At 59.0% G+C, this 17,334-nt stretch carries 14 protein-coding genes; 3 read left to right on the top strand and 11 right to left on the bottom strand.

The genetic code is table 11. The features are described 5' to 3' along the window. Nucleotides 1-53: 53 nt before the first annotated feature. The 4 genes from C6V82_RS12490 to C6V82_RS12475 are packed head-to-tail and all read right to left on the bottom strand — an operon-like array spanning nt 54 to nt 3,328. Complete coding sequence (locus C6V82_RS12490; RefSeq protein WP_102586413.1) at nt 54-1,361, bottom strand: TRAP transporter large permease; 1,308 nt, start codon at nt 1,359-1,361, stop codon at nt 54-56. A gap of 11 nt (nt 1,362-1,372) precedes the next feature. Next, the gene (locus tag C6V82_RS12485) at nt 1,373-1,936 is read right to left on the bottom strand and encodes a TRAP transporter small permease (protein ID WP_102586414.1); all 564 of its coding nucleotides are present in this window, start codon (nt 1,934-1,936) and stop codon (nt 1,373-1,375) included. After that, nucleotides 1,908-3,089 (bottom strand): TRAP transporter substrate-binding protein, encoded by a 1,182-nt coding sequence (locus C6V82_RS12480; RefSeq protein WP_102586415.1) that lies wholly within the window; start codon nt 3,087-3,089, stop codon nt 1,908-1,910. The genes C6V82_RS12485 and C6V82_RS12480 overlap by 29 nt, the downstream gene beginning before the upstream one ends. A gap of 50 nt (nt 3,090-3,139) precedes the next feature. Beyond that, nucleotides 3,140-3,328, bottom strand: a complete 189-nt coding sequence (locus C6V82_RS12475) for a hypothetical protein (protein ID WP_102586416.1) — start codon at nt 3,326-3,328, stop codon at nt 3,140-3,142. Nucleotides 3,329-3,599: 271 nt separating this feature from the next. Between C6V82_RS12475 and C6V82_RS12470 the strand changes: the two genes are divergently transcribed. Continuing rightward, a complete protein-coding gene (locus C6V82_RS12470) occupies nt 3,600-4,625 on the top strand; it encodes a LacI family DNA-binding transcriptional regulator (RefSeq protein WP_102586417.1) in 1,026 nt (341 codons plus the stop codon). Here the strand turns inward: C6V82_RS12470 and C6V82_RS12465 are convergent, their stop codons facing one another. Together C6V82_RS12465 and C6V82_RS12460 are read right to left on the bottom strand one after the other, a co-directional pair. Continuing rightward, entirely contained in the window at nt 4,626-5,633 is a 1,008-nt protein-coding gene (locus tag C6V82_RS12465) for an Ldh family oxidoreductase (RefSeq protein WP_102586418.1), read from the bottom strand. Next, entirely contained in the window at nt 5,630-6,571 is a 942-nt protein-coding gene (locus C6V82_RS12460; protein ID WP_102586419.1) for a hydroxyacid dehydrogenase, read from the bottom strand. The genes C6V82_RS12465 and C6V82_RS12460 overlap by 4 nt, the downstream gene beginning before the upstream one ends. A gap of 211 nt (nt 6,572-6,782) precedes the next feature. Here C6V82_RS12460 and C6V82_RS12455 point away from each other — a divergent pair, with 211 nt between their 5' ends. Then, nucleotides 6,783-7,508, top strand: a complete 726-nt coding sequence (locus tag C6V82_RS12455; protein WP_102586420.1) for a GntR family transcriptional regulator — start codon at nt 6,783-6,785, stop codon at nt 7,506-7,508. Between the two features lie 135 nt (nt 7,509-7,643). On the opposite strand, the gene C6V82_RS12450 is transcribed toward C6V82_RS12455, so the two are convergent. The 3 genes from C6V82_RS12450 to C6V82_RS12440 all read right to left on the bottom strand — a co-directional run bounded on the left by C6V82_RS12450 (nt 7,644) and on the right by C6V82_RS12440 (nt 10,382). Further along, the gene (locus C6V82_RS12450) at nt 7,644-8,693 is read right to left on the bottom strand and encodes a YeiH family protein (RefSeq protein WP_229843192.1); all 1,050 of its coding nucleotides are present in this window, start codon (nt 8,691-8,693) and stop codon (nt 7,644-7,646) included. Nucleotides 8,694-8,925: 232 nt separating this feature from the next. After that, the gene (locus C6V82_RS12445; RefSeq protein ID WP_102586421.1) at nt 8,926-10,095 is read right to left on the bottom strand and encodes a UxaA family hydrolase; all 1,170 of its coding nucleotides are present in this window, start codon (nt 10,093-10,095) and stop codon (nt 8,926-8,928) included. A gap of 2 nt (nt 10,096-10,097) precedes the next feature. Further along, on the bottom strand, nt 10,098-10,382 hold the full coding sequence (locus tag C6V82_RS12440) for a UxaA family hydrolase (protein WP_102586422.1): 285 nt from the start codon (nt 10,380-10,382) through the stop codon (nt 10,098-10,100). Between the two features lie 244 nt (nt 10,383-10,626). Between C6V82_RS12440 and C6V82_RS12435 the strand changes: the two genes are divergently transcribed. Continuing rightward, nucleotides 10,627-12,465: an ABC transporter transmembrane domain-containing protein gene (locus tag C6V82_RS12435; RefSeq protein WP_102586423.1), complete on the top strand. Its 1,839-nt coding sequence runs from the start codon at nt 10,627-10,629 to the stop codon at nt 12,463-12,465. 14 nt (nt 12,466-12,479) lie between these two features. On the opposite strand, the gene C6V82_RS12430 is transcribed toward C6V82_RS12435, so the two are convergent. Both C6V82_RS12430 and C6V82_RS12425 read right to left on the bottom strand, forming a co-directional pair. Continuing rightward, the gene (locus C6V82_RS12430) at nt 12,480-14,840 is read right to left on the bottom strand and encodes a DNA polymerase II (protein WP_229843191.1); all 2,361 of its coding nucleotides are present in this window, start codon (nt 14,838-14,840) and stop codon (nt 12,480-12,482) included. A gap of 665 nt (nt 14,841-15,505) precedes the next feature. Beyond that, complete coding sequence (locus C6V82_RS12425; protein WP_102586424.1) at nt 15,506-17,116, bottom strand: BCCT family transporter; 1,611 nt, start codon at nt 17,114-17,116, stop codon at nt 15,506-15,508. Nucleotides 17,117-17,334: the final 218 nt, after the last annotated feature.

Here is a 17,334-nt window from a genome sequence, read left to right as displayed (position 1 = left end):
TAAGCATTTACTTCAATTTTATACATCAATCATTTACATCAAGTGCAACATCATCAACGCCACCAGAGTGACAACCATGGGACGAAGGCGATAAGCAGTGCCACCATCAGCATTCCCAGCACAAACGGGATCGCATAGCGGGCTATCGCCAGGACCGAGCACCCCGTCAGCCCCGAGACCACGAATAGATTGAGCCCCAGTGGTGGCGTAATGAACCCCAGCCCCAGAGTCGTGACCATCAGAATGGCAAAGTGGATATCATTCATTCCCACCATCTGCGCGAGCGGCAACAGCAGAGGCGCCAGGATGACGATGTTGGGTGTTGCCTCCATGACACAACCGGCAAGGATCAACACGCCGATCATCATCAGAATGATGAGCATCGGTGAGTCGGTAATCGCCGTGATGCCACCTACCATGGTTTGCGGAATGGCCAGGCTCGCCAGCATTTGAGCAAACGGATGTGCAACGGCAATGATGGGCACGATCACACCACAGACCCGAGCGGAGGATTCCAGCATTCGGGGAATATCGCTCAGGCTCAATGTTCGCTGCTTGAAGCCAACAAGCACCACGACTACCACCGCCACCGAGGCGGCTTCGGTCGGCGTGAATATCCCTGAATAAATTCCCCCCAGGATCACGAACGGTACGAACAATGCCCATCTGGCATCCCATACAGCACGCAACCAGGTCTGGAATGAGAATCTAAGATGCCCCTCCTCAAATCCATGTATGCGGTTGAGCGCCACATTGGTCACCATGATTGCCAGCATCACCAGAACACCGGGAATGACAGCCGCCAGGAATAGAGTGGAAACCGGCATTCCCAGCACCAAGCCAATGACGATGTAGGCAATCGAAGGAGGGATCAGAATACCGGTACACGCTCCGGCAGCCACCAGTGCACAGGCCGCAGGAAGGGGGTAACCCCGCTCCACCAGTCGGTGTATGGTCATTCGCCCTACCGCGGCAGCACCTGCAGCATCAGAACCGGAAATACAGGCAAAGAAGCCGCAACCCAGCGCAGTAGAACTCCCCATGCCGGTACGCAGCCCCCCCACTGTTGCCAGAGCGAGATCCAGTAATTTATCCGACAGACCCGATCTAACGAGGGCATCGCCCGTCAAGATAAAGAGAGGTACGGCTATCAAAGCAAAAGCGTTGATACCCTCGAACAGCGAGGCGCCGAAAACGGATAACGGCAATGCTTCCGTCAACGTCATTATCAACAGACTTCCCAAGCCGATAGATACCCATATCGGCACACCCAGGGCAATCATTACGACCAGGCCTGCCAACGGCAAGAAGAAGGTCCATGTCAGCTCAACGGCAGCCGGCTGATAGGCAAGAAATTCCATGGCAACACTCCTCAGTCAAATAATTTTTGACCATCGAACACCGGTTCACCTCGCCGAATGCGGCGAACGTCTGCGAGCATCGACTGAATCACTCGCGTCACAACCAATGCAAAACCGAGTGGCACTGCCGCCAGGAAAACCGCCTGCGAAACACGTAACCCAGGTGTTATCGACCCGAAATTGATCGAGGTCAGAATTGGAGAGATGGATAACCACAACGCCCAGACTGCCAGAACCAATGTCGCGATATCCGACAACCACCAACCGAGACGCTTCATGCGCGGCCCACCGAGGTTGACTAACACATCGATTCGAATGTGCGCTCGATCCCTGACTGCCGCCGCAGCGGCAAGCCAGGCCAGGTAGATAAAAGCGAATCTCGCCAACTCCTCGCCCCAGGACGAGGAGTAGTTGAGCAGAAAACGGCGGATGACCTCGATGGCAATCGTCAGAATGATCAGCGCATAGAAAGTCAGCAGCAACCACCGCTCAGCATTGCGATCGATGCGATCGCAACGCAGGCGGAAGGCTCTCCACCTTGAGGTATTAGCTGTTGCTGTCGACGAAGTATCCATTGTCAACCTCCGTAGCTTCCAGCAATTGTTCGAATACCTCCATTGAGCCGGCCAGATCCACTTTGGTGTCATCCCAATCCGACAGATGGTGGCCGCAACGCTCCCTCCATTGATCAATTTCATCAGTGGTGGGCGTGTAGACCTCGACGCCCGCCTGACGCATCTGGCTGTAGGCATAGGCACGCGAGGCCGGAACCTTGGCCAGATTCTCGCGGAAGGTGGTTTCGGCCGCTTGCATGATGCCGTCCTGAATCGGAGCGGGTAGCGAGTCGAACCACTCCTTGTTGCAGGTGTAAACCTGGGCATCGGCAACCGACTGGATCGTGGAGATACTCTGCAATACGTCCGTGAAGCCGAATACCAGCAGCGCCTGAACACTCGGGTCGAGAGCGTCAGCCACGCCCTGCTGCATCGCGGAGGACGTTTCACCCCATGCTACCGGCGTGGGATTGGCACCCAGCAGCCGATAAACCTTCTGCAGGATGTCCGATGCCGGCACCCGGAACTTGATGCCACTGATGTCTTCGGGCACCTTCGCCGGCCCATCGAGAAGGCCTCGACGAACGGCCACGGTGCGTGGGTCGATGCACGCATACGAGAGCACCTTGAAGCCGCGCTCCTCCACTTTGCTGTGGACCACGTCCTGCCAGGTTTGCGAGGTCACCAGATTGACGAAGTTCTGGTTATTGCCGCACCAGTAGGGAATGTTGATGAGATCCACTTCAGGCGCAAAGGCGGAAAGATTGGCCATTGAGTGCTGTGCAATCGCAACCGAACCATTCTGCACCTTGCTGATCAGGGCATCACCCACCCCTAGCTCGCCGGCCGGCGCCAACCTGACGTACACACGACCACCCGTGAAGTTCTGAATATTCTCCTTATAGTTCAACTGCATGATCGGGTAGGCTCGGGTCGCGCCAACCCGGTAACCCGTCGCCAGCACAATGGTCATTTCAGCAGCGGCTCGGCGCTCGCTCTCTTCTTGTGCCGTTTGCGCCAGCGCCCGTTCGGAGAACAGGGTACCGCCGACGCCAGCGATCACGGCGGCGCTGAAGCCATAGCGTGTGGCGGCTCGCATGAACTCGCGTCTTTCTGGCTTGCTCGGCTCACCGAAATTATTCTTGTAGTCAGTCAGTGTCTTGATAAGTGACATCAGCATGCTCCTGGGAAATCATTATTGTTAAGCCCCGAACGTCCAGCAGCTCATGAGCTGCTGGGGCTTCGGGATTCGAGCTTGAGGCAACCGCCAATGAAAACGCCTGTTGCAACGACCAACAACGTGGCTTCCAGTGCCGAAGAGAGTTCGTAAAGTCCTGGCAAGAAACGTTGAATGGCGATATTGATGAAGAATGCAGCAAACAACCCTGACGCCAACCACATGTAGCCGTTCATCGCTGTGCGCCTCCTTAGTTGTCGTGTTTCAATGAGTTTCATGAGCCATGAAGCATCATCCCGATGATGGCTGGCGTTGTTCCCATTGCGGCATATTCGTTTCGCTTGCTATCGAACATGTGACGTCTACACTGATCATCCAAGATCTGTAAGCGCTTACAATGAGGACACCTTCAACATAGACTCCTATATATGACCTGTCCAGAAAAAAACCGCGTCGACCGCACCTCGCTCCGCGAGGAACCACCCCTCACTGAAGCCGAGCAAGCCAATGACCAAGGAAATCCCCAACGCTCTACTTGGTGATGTGGCCCGAGCAGCGGGCGTTTCCACAGCGTCCGTATCACGTGTGCTCAATGGCGCGCCCCACGTCAGCCAACGACTACGCGAGCGGGTCGAGGCCGCCATCGACAAGCTCGGTTACGTGCCGGATGGCGCCGCTCGTGCGCTTGCCTCGAGACGCATAGGCGCCATCGGGGTTCTCGTCCCGACGCTGGACAATCCCGTATTCAGCGCCTGGATCGATAGCCTGGAACAACGGCTCAAGCATCATGATTGCCGACTGCTGATCGCGACCTATCGCTACGACCTGGATGACGAGTTCGCTGCCTTGCGCACACTGATACAGCAAGGGGTGGATGGGGTTGTACTACTTGGCCACGATCACCGTGAAGAGAGCATTGACTTGCTGCAACGCAGGCGCCTGCCCTTCTTGACCTGCTGGCATAACGTCAATGATCCCGACTGCCCCTGCGTGGGATTCGACAATGCCTTGCCAGCGCGCCAATTGGTCGAACACCTGCTCACGCTGGGACATCGCAGGCTCGCCGTGATCAGCGCGCCCACCAGAACCAATGACCGGGCGCGGGCAAGGCTGAACAGTTTCCTTAAAACCGCCGAGCAAGCGGGGTATCCCATCTCGCCAGGCAATATCATCACCGTGGAATATGGAATCGCCGAGGGCGCGGAGGCATTCGAGGAACTGATGACCAGGCCGCAGCCACCTACGGCCATCCTCTGTGGAAACGATACGCTTGCATTTGGCGTGATGCTGGCGGCCCAGCGCAGCAACAAGAAAATCCCCGAGGACGTGTCCATCACGGGTTACGATAACCTTCCGCAATCCCCCTTCATGAACCCGCCCCTCACCACCGTTGCCGTTCCCGCCCAGGCCCTGGGCGACCTGGTTGCCGATGCGATCATCGCCCGCATCAATGGCAATCCGTCACCCCACCATCAGCAGCTGGAAGCACCATTGGTGATCAGGCGCTCTACCGGGCCCTCGACTTCCGGATGATCACTGCCCAGCAGACGCATGCGCCTCGAGCTCCGCCACCAGCTCGGCAGGCAGTGAAACCTGGTGATCCGACTCACGCCGGAGCTGGTAGCGGCGCTCTCCAGGCAAGCGTGTGCCCGGTTGATCCTCGATGGCCGAAAAGAGACGCTCGACATGCTGCTCGAACCCTTTGGTAAAGCGCCCAGGGTCGAGCAACAGGATCAGTTGACCAATGCCAGGCGGCTCTCCTTCGGCATCCAGGAATGAACTGGCTTGAAATCCGAAGTGGCTACCGGCAAGCCCGGCGGCGAGCAGTTCAACCATCAATGCCAACGCGGCACCCTTGGCATCGCCAGCCGGCACCATACTGCCAGCGAGGGCTTCATCCGGGTCAGTGGTGGGCTGCCCTTGTGCATCCATGGCCCATCCCTCGGGAATAGGCACTCCCTGCTTCCTGGCCAGCATGACCTTGCCGCGCGCCACCTTCGACAGCGACAGGTCGATCAATAATGGATCGTTGCCGTTACGCGGGCAGGCGAAGGCAATCGGATTGGTGCCATACAGAGGGCGGTCGCCGCCCCATGGCGCCATGGCCGAGGGAGCATTGCTGAACGCCAGCGCGACAAAGCCACGCCGTGCGGCATGCTCCACTGGCGCGCCAGCCACACCCATGTGATGGGAATTGGCAATCGACACCGCTACGATCCCGTGCTTCGCGATAGCCCCATAAGCGGCTTCCAGCCCCACTTTCATGGCCGGGAAGGCCAGTCCGAAACGAGCATCCACACGTACGACGGCGTCATCGACCTCGACGCTCGGAATCGCACTGGCCACGACTTTTCCACATGCCGCCTGATCGAGATAGAAAGGCAAACGAGACAGGCCGTGCGATGGTAGCTCATCACCCTCGGCGGCCAGCAATGCATCGACGGTCGCCGACGCTTCCGAACGCCCGAAGCCACGCCCGAGCATGGCGGCCATGGCCAGCTCCCGTGCTTGTTCGATATCGAGAGTCACCGTGGTATTCATGAGCTGAGCTCCTCTGCGTTGTCCAGGGCTTGCGTGACATTGTCAGCAGTGATTTGGCTGATACGCGCATTGGACTCTGCGGTGACGCCAGCAATATGCGGTGTCAGGATAAGGTTGGGAACACCTTCCAGGCACGAGCCTCGCGCCAGGGGTTCCTGCTCGAAGACATCGAGCATCGCTCCCGCCAGACGGTGTTCGACGAGCGCCGTCGCCAGGGCCTGTTCATCGATGACTCCGCCTCTGGCGGCATTGATCAGCACGGCATCGGACTTCATCAGCGCGAGCGAACCGGCATCGATCAGATGGCGCGTCGCATCATTCAGCGGCACATGCAGGCTCACTACATCGGCCACTTCCAGCAGCGAATCAAGCGTCTCGCAACGCCTGACGCCGCCCCACTCCGGGGCGTCCTCAGGCAAGTGAGGGTCGTAAGCCACCACCTGCATATCAAGCGCCTGGGCACGCCGAGCGGTCTCGCGAGCAATCGCCCCGAACCCCACCAGGCCCAGCACACTCCCGCTGATCTCGCGCCCGATAAGTTCCTGGCGGGGCCACTGGCCAGCCAGCATCACTCGACTGGAGAAGTAGGCGTTGCGTCGCAGCATCAATGCGCCGGCTATCACATATTCGGCCACCGAGCTTCCATTTCCCCCATGCGCAGGCTTGACCGCCACACCCCGGGACTCACACGCGTCGACATCAATATTGTCCAACCCCACTCCCAGGCGGCCCACGACCTTCAGCCGTGGCGCCCCATCCAGCAACTCGCTGTCGACCTGTGTGCGGTTACGCACGATAACGCCATCGGCATCCTCGATGGCCTTCAACAATTCCTGCCGATCGTCGACCAGCCGGGTATCAAAGACGACATTGAAGCGTTCCTTCAGGCGGTCTACCACCCGTTCGTCGATGAATTCGGTTACGACAATTTTCAACATAATGACTCCTGTTATGAATGTCGTTGTCGCCTGGGCAGTGCTTTCCTCAGCGAAACTCGAAACGTGTATGGAAAATGGGCCGACGATTCATATATCATATATATGATGTAGCACAAGGATGGGTCAAGTGTTATGTGACTTTTTTCTGGTTATAATGCAATCAACTTGAAACTGAACTCCCACAGGCCTAACAAGCCCACAGGTTATTCCTATGAATCAGGATGTTACCCCAACATTCCGCCCCCTTTACCAGCAGATAAAGGAAGCCCTTCTCGCTCGGGTCGTGTCGGGTGAATGGTCACCAGGAAGCTTCATTCCCAGTGAATCAGCGCTGTCGAACCAGTACGGCGTCAGTGTGGGAACCCTGCGCAAGGCGCTTGACGCCTTGGCGCAAGAAAATGTGCTGATTCGATACCAAGGAAAGGGCACCGTGGTAGCGACGCACGACAGCGATCGTTCGTTATTTCAGTTTTTTTGCCTGGTTGGTCTGGATGGCAAACGCTCGCTCCCCATTTCCCGTGTTCTGATCAGAGAGCGACGAGCCGCAACGACTGAAGAAACCGAGGCATTGGCACTGGGGACGAGTGAGGATGTCATCCATATTCGTCGAATTCGCGAACTCGATGAGCGCCCTGCCCTGCTCGAGGATCTCGTGGTGTCAGCGCGAAACTTCGCTGGCCTCGAGGAGCAGCCAAGTCCGCTGCCCAATACGCTATATCATCTTTATCAACAGCGTTTTGGGCGCAGTGTGGCGCACGCTGAAGAGCGCATATTCGCGGTTGCGGCGGACGACAAGGATAAAGGCTGTCTCGGCGTCGAGACAGGTACTCCCTTGCTGGAGATTCGACGTATTGCCAAGGACCTTCAGGGTAACCCTCTCGAGTACCGGATTTCGCGCTGTGAAACCCACAGCCACTGCTATCTGAATGAACTGTGAATGCCTGCGGACTCACGTGGCTGAATGCTTACGCTACTGAGTTAGCCGTTGGGCCCGAGGCACTGAGTTCAAACTGGGCGGTCTCGAAGTTCGAGTGCAGCGCTACTACTGGCAGACGATGCCTGTGCATTGTATTCACACTAGCCCGAAACCGATGAACCCCAATACCAACAACAACAGGAAAAGTGTCTCCGATGCCATCAGGATGACTGGCTTCCAGCCAACGACCGCCAACTTGTGAAATGATGTCTTGACACCCAACGCGGCAATGGCCGTCACCAGGCACCAACGCGACAAGTCCGTCATACTATCCGCCACTACCACTGGAATCAGGCCCAGGCTATTGATGATGACCAACACCACGAAGGCGACGAGAAAGCTGGGCAGCATCTGCGCCTTCCTGCCGCTATTCTTGGTTTCGTGCGCGTGACGAAATAGCCATATGAAGCACAATACGGCAGGCACCAGCATGGCAACACGCAGGAGTTTTACAAAGGTCGATATATCACCGGTTTCCTCTGAAATCATGTAGCCCGCACCAACCACTTGCGCGACATCGTGAATCGTGGCGCCCAGAAAAATACCCGCTTGGCTGTCACTCAGTTGCAGCACACCCGCAATCAATGGATAGATGATCATTGCCATGGTCGACAGTGTCGTCACCCCTACCACCGTCAGGATCGTCTGGCGCTCACTTTCCTCATGGCGTGGCATCACCGCGGAGAGTGCCAGTGCCGCGGAGGCTCCACAAATGGCAACCGCACCACCACTCAACAGCCCCAAATCCCGGTTCAAGCCCAGGATTCTGGCGATGCCGACCCCGGCGAGAATCGTCAGGAAAACACCCGCGACAACGACGACGATGGGTCCCGGCCCCAGGTCAGTCACCTGTTCGACAGTAATCCTGACACCGAGTAGCGCCACGCCCAGTCGAAGAATGGTTCGTGCACAAAACTCTATGCCGGCCACACACGCGCCGTCCTCGGAGAGAAAGTGCAGTGTCATGCCGAACAGCAGGGCATAAAGTAGTGTGGGCCCACCATAGTGGTCAGCGATGAAAGTCGTGGCCAGGGCAATGGTGATACACACCATGACGCCTCGCCAAACCTTGGGCACAACACTGAACATAGTCTTGGCATGGCCAGTAGCCCAACCATCCCCTCGCTTGATGCGTTCGAGAGCCATCGGCAGTTTCCGTGCACTGAAGGGAGGCCATGTGCGTGACGCTCAGAAGATCATTCGCTGAACGTCTCTTGATAAGGAAGCGCTGAACAAATGTGCAGTGTTTCCATCATGGCCTGAAATAATGTCGATCCAAACAGGTCGTGTCTCACTCCACCGCTCCGGTCCGATATCGTGTATTTCTACCCGAAGATACCGTGACAGGAGGATGGAGTGATTCGAACGCGTTATTGAATCAGGCGCTTTCAAACAACCGAGTCAACACGAACTCCCGGTGGCCAAGTGCTTCAGCTGCCGTGAAACGACCATTGGCGGTACGCAACATCATTTCAAGCAACTTGTCACCCGCTTCGGGCATGTTGATTTCTCTGGCAAGAATGCCGGCCACATCAACATCGACATGTTCGCTCATGGTGCGAACCGTTCTCGGGTTGGCACAGATCTTGATAACCGGCAGGATGGGATTGCCCACGACATTCCCCTGGCCCGTGGGGAAGAAGTGAACGACATACCCAGAGGCTGCACACAGCGTCACCATTTCCGCCGCGGCAGAGGATGAATCCATGAACCACAGGCCTGGCTTGTCTGGTGTTTCGGCCTTGTCCAGGACGCCATCAACGAGGCACTTGTGACCAATTTTCTGGATATTGCCCAACGCCTTCTCTTCGATGGTCGTCAGGCCACCTTCGATATTGCCCTTGGTTGGCTGTGACTCGGAGAGATCGCTGGTCTTGTGGCGATCAATCATCGCGCTGTAGCGATCGAACATGGCTTGGAACTGTTCGCGAACCTCTGGTGTCCTGCAGCGCTCGGCAACCAGGTGCTCACCCCCGGTGAGTTCCGATGTCTCACCGAAAACCAGTGTGCAGCCCGCCTCATACAGCTTATCGAAGGCTTCGCCAACAGTCGGGTTGGCACCGCAACCAGAGGTTGTATCGGATTCACCACACTTGGTGGATACCCACAACTCGCTGATGTCGCACTCTTCACGCTGCACTTCGGAGGCATTCTGAACGAACTCACGAGCCTTTTTCGAGGCCGCGCAGATGGTGTTATGATCACCATTCTGCTCGATCCAGAAACCCGCCACCGGCTTTCCGGAAGCCTGGATACCCTCGACAACCTTGTTCGTCCAGCCCGGCTCGATACCGATCACCACGACGGCTGCCACATTGGGATTGCAACCCGTGCCGATGAGCGTCCTGAAGTGCAGGTCGAGATCCGCACCGAACTGCAGGCGACCATAGGGGTGGGCCAAGGCAATGGAACCCTTGATATTGTTGGCCACAGCCTCGGCGGCAGCATTCGAAATGTCGTCGACTGGCAAGATGATCACGTGATTGCGGACACCCACGCGTCCGTTTTCACGACGATAGCCCATGAACTTGCGACCCTTGATTTCCATGCTTACCACCTCTTGGTTTTGACGTTGTGGACGTGCAGGTGCTCACCCTTCTTGATCGGCTGGACGACGCGACCAATATCGACACCGTACTTGATCACGGTATCTCCCTCGGCCAGGTCGGTGATGGCCAGCTTATGGCCGATCGGAATGTCATCCAGCACATCGAAATTGAGGGTCTGGTCCTGGTGCATCACCCAGCCCGTCAGGGCCTGCCCTGCCTGAACACCCTCGACCACCACCACGCCGACGCTGTCCCCAGCATCGTGCACCACGAATTCGATACTCATGTACGTCTCCTCTACCGGTGCGGAGCCTTAAGTCGTTATCCGGTGATCAAGGCCTTGTTGACGATTGATCCTGACCACCCCACCACTCATATATATGACATATGATACAGGATCGTCAAGTTTGATCGCGATAATTTACTTGGCAAACTGAGCGCTCGAGCCTGTCTACCTTGCCTCCTCTCGGTTCAGAGAGCCCCCATGCAGAAAGCCCCTATGCAGAAAGCCCCCTATGCAGAGACCCCCTATGCGACGTCACCCCGATCCACTCATTCTTCTGCGGCTGCTCGATCTCCTGCTGCCTTACCGCCGCCGGTTGCTCGTCGCGGCCATCGCCTTGCTGGTCGCCGCCAGCAGTGTGCTTGCGCTGGGGCAGGGCCTGCGGCTGATGATCGACCAGGGCTTTCTGGCCGCCGATGGCGAGAGCCTGGCGCGCACGCTTGGTCTGATGCTGGTGGTGGTGACGACGCTTGCCGGCGCCTCGGCGCTACGCTACTACCTGGTGACCTGGATCGGTGAGCGCCTGGCCGCCGACCTGCGCAGGCGAGTATTCGATCACCTGCTCACGATGGAGCCAGCGTTCTTCGAATCCAGCCACAAGCGTCACGCGCAGATGCGCGTGGGTGAAGGCGCCGGTGCCGGTGAGATCGCCTCTCGGCTCACCGCCGATACCAGCGTGTTGCAGAGCCTGTTCGGCTCATCAGTGTCGATGGCGGTGCGTAACCTGCTGATGCTGATCGGTGCGGTGGGGCTGATGCTTATCACCCAACCCTGGTTGTCAGTGATCGTGCTGCTGGCGATTCCCGCCACCGTGCTACCAATCTTGTGGTTCGGGCGGCGTGTCAGACGACTGTCGCGGACCAGCCAGGACCGGGTGGCCGAACTCGGCCGTTATGCCACCGAGACGCTCACCGGCATGCGCACGGTGCAGGCTTTCACCCATGAGTCGAGCGCAAGGAAGGCCTACGCTGACCGCGTGGAGGATGCCTTCGCCGGCGCCATTGACCGGACTCGCCAACGCGCTTGGCTGACCGGCATCGCCATGCTGGTGGTGTTCAGCGCCGTGGGCATCATGCTCTGGCAGGGTGGTCAGGCGGTACTTGACGGCGAGATGACGCCAGGCGAGCTGTCGGCATTCCTGTTCTATGCGGTGCTTGCCGCAGGCGCCGTGGCAACGCTCGCTGAAGTGGCCGGCGACGTGCAGCGTGCGGCCGGCGCCGCCGAACGCTTGCTGGAACTCATCGATGCCACGCCCCACATCGAGGCACCTGCCTCCCCCACCCCGCTGCCAAGCCCGTTGCGGGGCGAATTGCGCTTTGAGGGGGTGACCTTTACCTACCCCGGTCGCGAGCATCCGGCGCTCGCAGGGCTGGATCTGACCATCGGTGCTGGCGAGCGCCTCGCCCTGGTGGGGCCATCCGGGGGTGGCAAGAGCACCTTGCTCGCCCTGCTGCTGCGTTTCCATGACCCGGACCAGGGCACCATTCGCCTGGATGGCATCGACCTGCGTGAACTGGCACCGACAGCGCTGCGCCAATGCCTGGGGCTGGTCGCCCAGGAACCGGTGCTGTTCGACGCCACGGTGGCCGACAACCTGCGCTTCGGCAACCCCCAGGCGACTGACGAAGAACTGCACGCTGCCGCCAGGGACGCCAATGCACTGAGTTTTATCGCAAGCCTGCCTCACGGATTCGATACCTCGCTTGGGCCGTCCGGCGTGCAGCTCTCCGGTGGCCAGCGCCAACGCCTGGCGATCGCCCGTGCGCTGCTCAAGGACCCCGGCATATTGCTGCTGGATGAAGCCACCAGTGCACTGGATGCGGAGAGCGAGCGCCTCGTCCAGCAGGCACTCGATCGGCTGATGCAGGATCGCACCAGCGTGGTGATTGCCCATCGGCTCGCCACCGTGATGGCCGCTGATCGCCTGCTGGTGATCAATGAAGGGCGAATCGTGGCGGCCGGCCCCCATGCCGAGCTGATGGCATCCAACACACTGTATCGCCATCTGGCTCACCTGCAGTTTGGTGAGACGACGCCTGGGGATCGAGACACCAATGCCAGCGCTCCGGGCAGCGAACGCACTTGACCGCCATAGCGGCGCTAGAACAAGCCCAGCTGGCGATCGATCAGGGTGCCGAAGTCATCGCCAACGAAAGGCAGGATGGCGTCGGCCACCGGTTGCAGCTGGCGGGTCAGGTAGTGGTCGGTATCGATGGGTGAGCGGCGCCGTTCGAGAGGTTCGGGGCCGGCAAGCGTCATCACATAGCGAATAGAGCCACCGTTCTGGTACTGCAGCGGCCGGCCCATCTCGGCGTTGAACGCATCGGCGAGTCGTGCGGCACGCACATGGGGCGGCACGTTGCGCCGGTAATCAACCAGACGCCGGCGCAGCCGCTTGCGATAGACCAGTTGATCGTCGAACTCCCCGGCCAGGGTCCGGCGCACCGTGTCACGCACGTAGTCCTGGTAGGGTTCACCCATGAAGATGCGCCGGTAGAGGGTCTGCTGGAAGGTCTTGGCAAGCTCTGTCCAGTCGGTCCGCACTGTCTCGAGCCCCTTGAACACCATCCGCTCGCTGCCATTCTCATCTTGCACCAACCCGGCATAGCGCTTCTTGCTGCCCGCCTCGGCACCACGAATGGTCGGCATCAGAAAGCGTCGGTAGTGGGTCTCGAACTGCAGCTCCAGCGCACTGTCGAGGCCGTACTGGTTGGCCAGAGACTCGCGCCACCAAGTGTTGACCCGCCTCACCAGAGTATGCCCGATGTGCGCGGCGTCTCGCTCTCCATGGGCGCCACCCAGCCATACGAAGGTGGAATCGGTATCGCCATAGATCACCGTATACCCCTCGGCCTCGATCAGCTCGCGGGTGCGGGCCATGATCTCGTGGCCCCGCCGGGTGATCGACGATGCCAGGCGCGAATCGAAGAATCGGCACCCCTTCGATCCCAGCACCCCATAGAAGGCGTTCATGATGATCTTCAGTGCCTGGGAGAGTGGCGCATTGCCGGCACGCTTGGCCGCTTCACGACCCTGCCAGACGCTTTCGACGATTGCCGGAAGCGCATGCCGGGTACGCGAGAAGCGCGCGCCGTTGAAGCCAGGCACCGAGTCGGCATCGTCAGGGTTGGCAAGCCCCTCGATCAAACCCAGCGGGTCGATCAGGAAGGTACGGATGATCGAGGGATAGAGGCTCTTGTAGTCGAGCACCAGCACCGAATCGAAAAGTCCCGGGCGCGAATCCATGACGAAACCACCAGGGCTTTCATCCGGCTGCCCCTCACCGAGATTGGGTGCGACGAAGCCCAGACGATGCAGCCGCGGCAGGTAGAGATGGGTGAAGGCCGCCACCGAGCCACCGCTGCGGTCCGCGGGCAGACCGGTCACGGAGGCGCGTTCGAGCAGGAAGGCCATGAGATCGGTGTGCGCGAAGATGCGCGTGACCAGCTCGCAATCCTTGAGGTTGTAGCGGGCCAGTGCCGGCTTGTCCTCGGCAAACATGCGCAGGATATCGTCCAGCCGCTGGTAGGGGTTATCGATCGCCTTGCCCTCACCCAGCAGGGTCCGCGAGACGTTCTCCAGGCTGAACGATGGGAAATGCCAGGTCGCGCTGCGCAGCGCCTCGATGCCATCGATGATCAAACGGCCTGGCGCCGCGGCGAAGAAATGCTTGCCCTGGTGCGCATGCGCACGCCACTGGATCTCGCTGCCACCGCGCCCCAGGCGCAGTGCAACCCCGAGCCGGCTGGCATGCTCATGCAGCACGCGCAGGTCGAATTGCACCAGGTTCCAGCCGATGATGACATCGGGGTCGTGCTCGCTGAACCAGCGATTGAGACACTCGAGCAGCTTCTCTCGGGTGTCGCAATACTCAAGCGAGATATCGAGGCGGGCGTCGCCTCCATGGCCAGGTCCCAGCATGAACACCTGGCGCTGGCCACACCCCTCTAGCGCGATGGAGTAGAGCTCGCCCTTGCCGCTGGTTTCGATATCAAGCGACACCATCGTCAGTGGTGGACGATAGTCAGGGTCCGGGCGCAATCGGGCTTGTTGCAGGCCACCGCTGGCGTCCGGCTCGCCACTCACCGACACCGGTGCGGTGATGAAACGCTCCATCAGGTAGCGTTCCGGCGGGCGAATATCGCCCTCGTAAACGCTCACACCCGCATTCCGAAGGCGCTTGTCCAGGGTCATCAGTTGGCGATAGTGGCGGCAGTAAAGCCCCATCAACGGACGGTGGTGGAAATCACTCAGCGCCAGGTCACGCAATTCGACATGCGGCTCACCCGCCACCAACGCCTCAACCTCGCCACGTTGCGACGTCGGCACAAAGGCCACCGCCGGCTGTGGTGGCAAGCGCACCTCCAGCGGCCCCTCGTCGGTGGCAAGCCAGAACGTCACGCAGACTCCCTCGGGCGAGTCCCGCCAGTGTCGCGTCAGGATGAACCCACGGCGAGTCATGGCCGCCATTTCCTTGCCCAGTCGATGTAAACCGGCAGAGTACCGATTCCCGCCTGGAAAGTCGCGGCCTCGCGTGACGGCCCGCACCGTCAGCCTGAAATGGGCGCCACTGGCCATGATCACCCACCAGCACTCATACAGGCATCACCCTGCACTCTCGGGCATCTACCACCAAGGTCGCGTTGCAGCCATCCCTATCAACTCTCAGGATAACGACACGAAAGCCAAACATAAAAAAGGCCCCCCGAAGGGGACCAGGTGGAGCACGCCAGCTCACTCGGTGTATCACCAATGGACAGCTTCATTGGTGATGTCGCTCAGGAAGGCTTGACCTCCCTGCTGCGTTGATCACTTGCCAAATACAAAGCGAATAGCGCGCCAACAATAAAAAATCTTATATAAATCATGGCAATACAACAAAAATAACCGTCGTGACCCGTTCTGCCATATCCGCCAGCTCACCCTCCTTGCACCATCGATCGCACCTCGAAACTCTCTTTTTGTACCGGATGCATCATTATGATGCAGCGCAATAAGGGGTGCGTCTGAAACGGCTTGACCAAAACAAGGGTCGTGTACCACCCAGAAAAACGCCGCTGCCGTCTCTTTCGAGACACGGCAGCGGCGTTGGCCGTGATGCAAGTGCTTGCTAAGCCGAATGGCCGTTACAGCTCATCGAGTGAAGGGGTCTTCCTCGGCGTGGCAATCCTGATGTCCTCGTTGGCGAAACCGCGAAGCAACGCGAAGACCATGGCGAACACCATCACGAAGATCGGCAGCCCTATCACCGTGATGACCTGCTGCAGCGCTTCGAGGCCCGCGTCTCCGGCCAGTACGATCAACATTGCGGCGACCGCACCCTCCGAAACACCCCAGAACACCCGCTGGCCGATCGGCCCCGGCTCAGTATCACCGGTGCACAGCAGATCGATGACCAGCGATGCGGAGTCGGATGAGGTAGCAAAGAAGATCGCCACGATCACCACCGCCAGCCCCTGGATCAGGGTAGTAGCCGGAAAGTGCTCGAAGAAGGCGAACATCGCCAGCGGCACACTCTCCATCACCGCAGCAGACATCATCCCCGCCTGATCACCCAGTGCTGCGCGAGCGCTTTCGCCGATGCCATCGATCTCCATGGCCGACCAGCCGAAGATCGCGAACCACACCAGCGTGAACAGCGAAGGTGCGAAGAGCACGCCGAGCACGAACTCGCGAATCGTCCTGCCGCGTGAGATACGCGCCACGAACAGGCCAATGAACGGCGACCAGGTAACGGTCCACGCCCAGTAGAATACCGTCCAGCTGCCCTGCCATCCCCAACGTCCTTCTTCCTGGGTGTACTGCGCCAGGGTATCGTTCCAGAAGGCCATTGGTATGATATTCGACACATAGATACCCAGTGTCTCGACGATCCCGCGCAGCAGAAAAAGCGTCGAACCGGTCACCAGCACGAAGAGCATCAGCCCGGTGGCCATGCCGATATTGATGTTGGAAAGCAGCTTCACGCCTTTATCGAGACCACCGGCGATCGATGCCACCGCCACCGCCGTGAGCACCCCGATGATCAGCACCTTGGCCGTCACGCTGTCGGGCACGCCCATCAATTCCGTCAGGCCGGCGTTGATCTGCGAGGTGCCCAGGCCAATCGAGACCGCCACCCCGAAAAGCGTGCCGAGCACGGCAAATACGTCGATGGTCTTGCCCACCGGACCATATATCTTGTCTTTCAATAGTGGGTAGAACACCGAACTGACGCGTACCGGCAAGTCATAGCGATAGATGAAATAGGCGAAGGCAAGGCCTGGCAAGGTAAAGATCGTCCAGGTATGCAACCCCAGGTGGTAAAGCGAGAAGCCCATCGCTTCCTGTGCCGCCGCCACGGAAAAAGGCTCGCTATCGCCATGGGGCGGATTGGAGAAGTGAAAGATCGGTTCGGCCACTCCCCAAAACATCAACACCGTGCCAATGCCACCGGCAAACAGCATCGCGAACCACGAGAGGTTGGAGTACGCAGGTTTGTCATCATCGGCCCCGAGGCGGATATTGCCGAACCGGCTGAATGCCACCCAAAGCAGGAACATCAGCCACACATTGACGCCGAAGATGAAGAACCAGCCAAGGTTGGTCACCACCCACTCGCGTCCGGCAGCGAAGGCATCCCCGATGGCATCCGGTGCAATGATCAACGAAAGCAGGAAGACCACCATCAACCCTGCCGAGACAAAGAATATGACGGGATCGGTTCTCAACCCCAGGCGTCGTGCAAGTGCTTCCATAGCGTTTCATCCACATGTTTGGCACCGCCTGGATGATGATCCAAAGACCGGCGCTGACGTATTGTTGGCGTGGTGCACGAGCCACTCGGTGCATTCTCGTGACACTTTTCACCTTACGCCGCACAACCCGGCAACAGAACGCATGAGAGCCCTCGATAAAATTAAAAATTGTTAACTACGCCGCATTTGTCCCCAGCCAAGCCCTTACGTACACTTGT

The organism is Halomonas urumqiensis (assembly GCF_003028575.1).
GTDB classification, from domain to species: Bacteria; Pseudomonadota; Gammaproteobacteria; order Pseudomonadales; family Halomonadaceae; genus Halomonas; species Halomonas urumqiensis.
The sequence above is the reverse complement of the archived record's forward strand: the minus strand, read 5'-3'. Positions and strand labels throughout refer to the sequence as shown.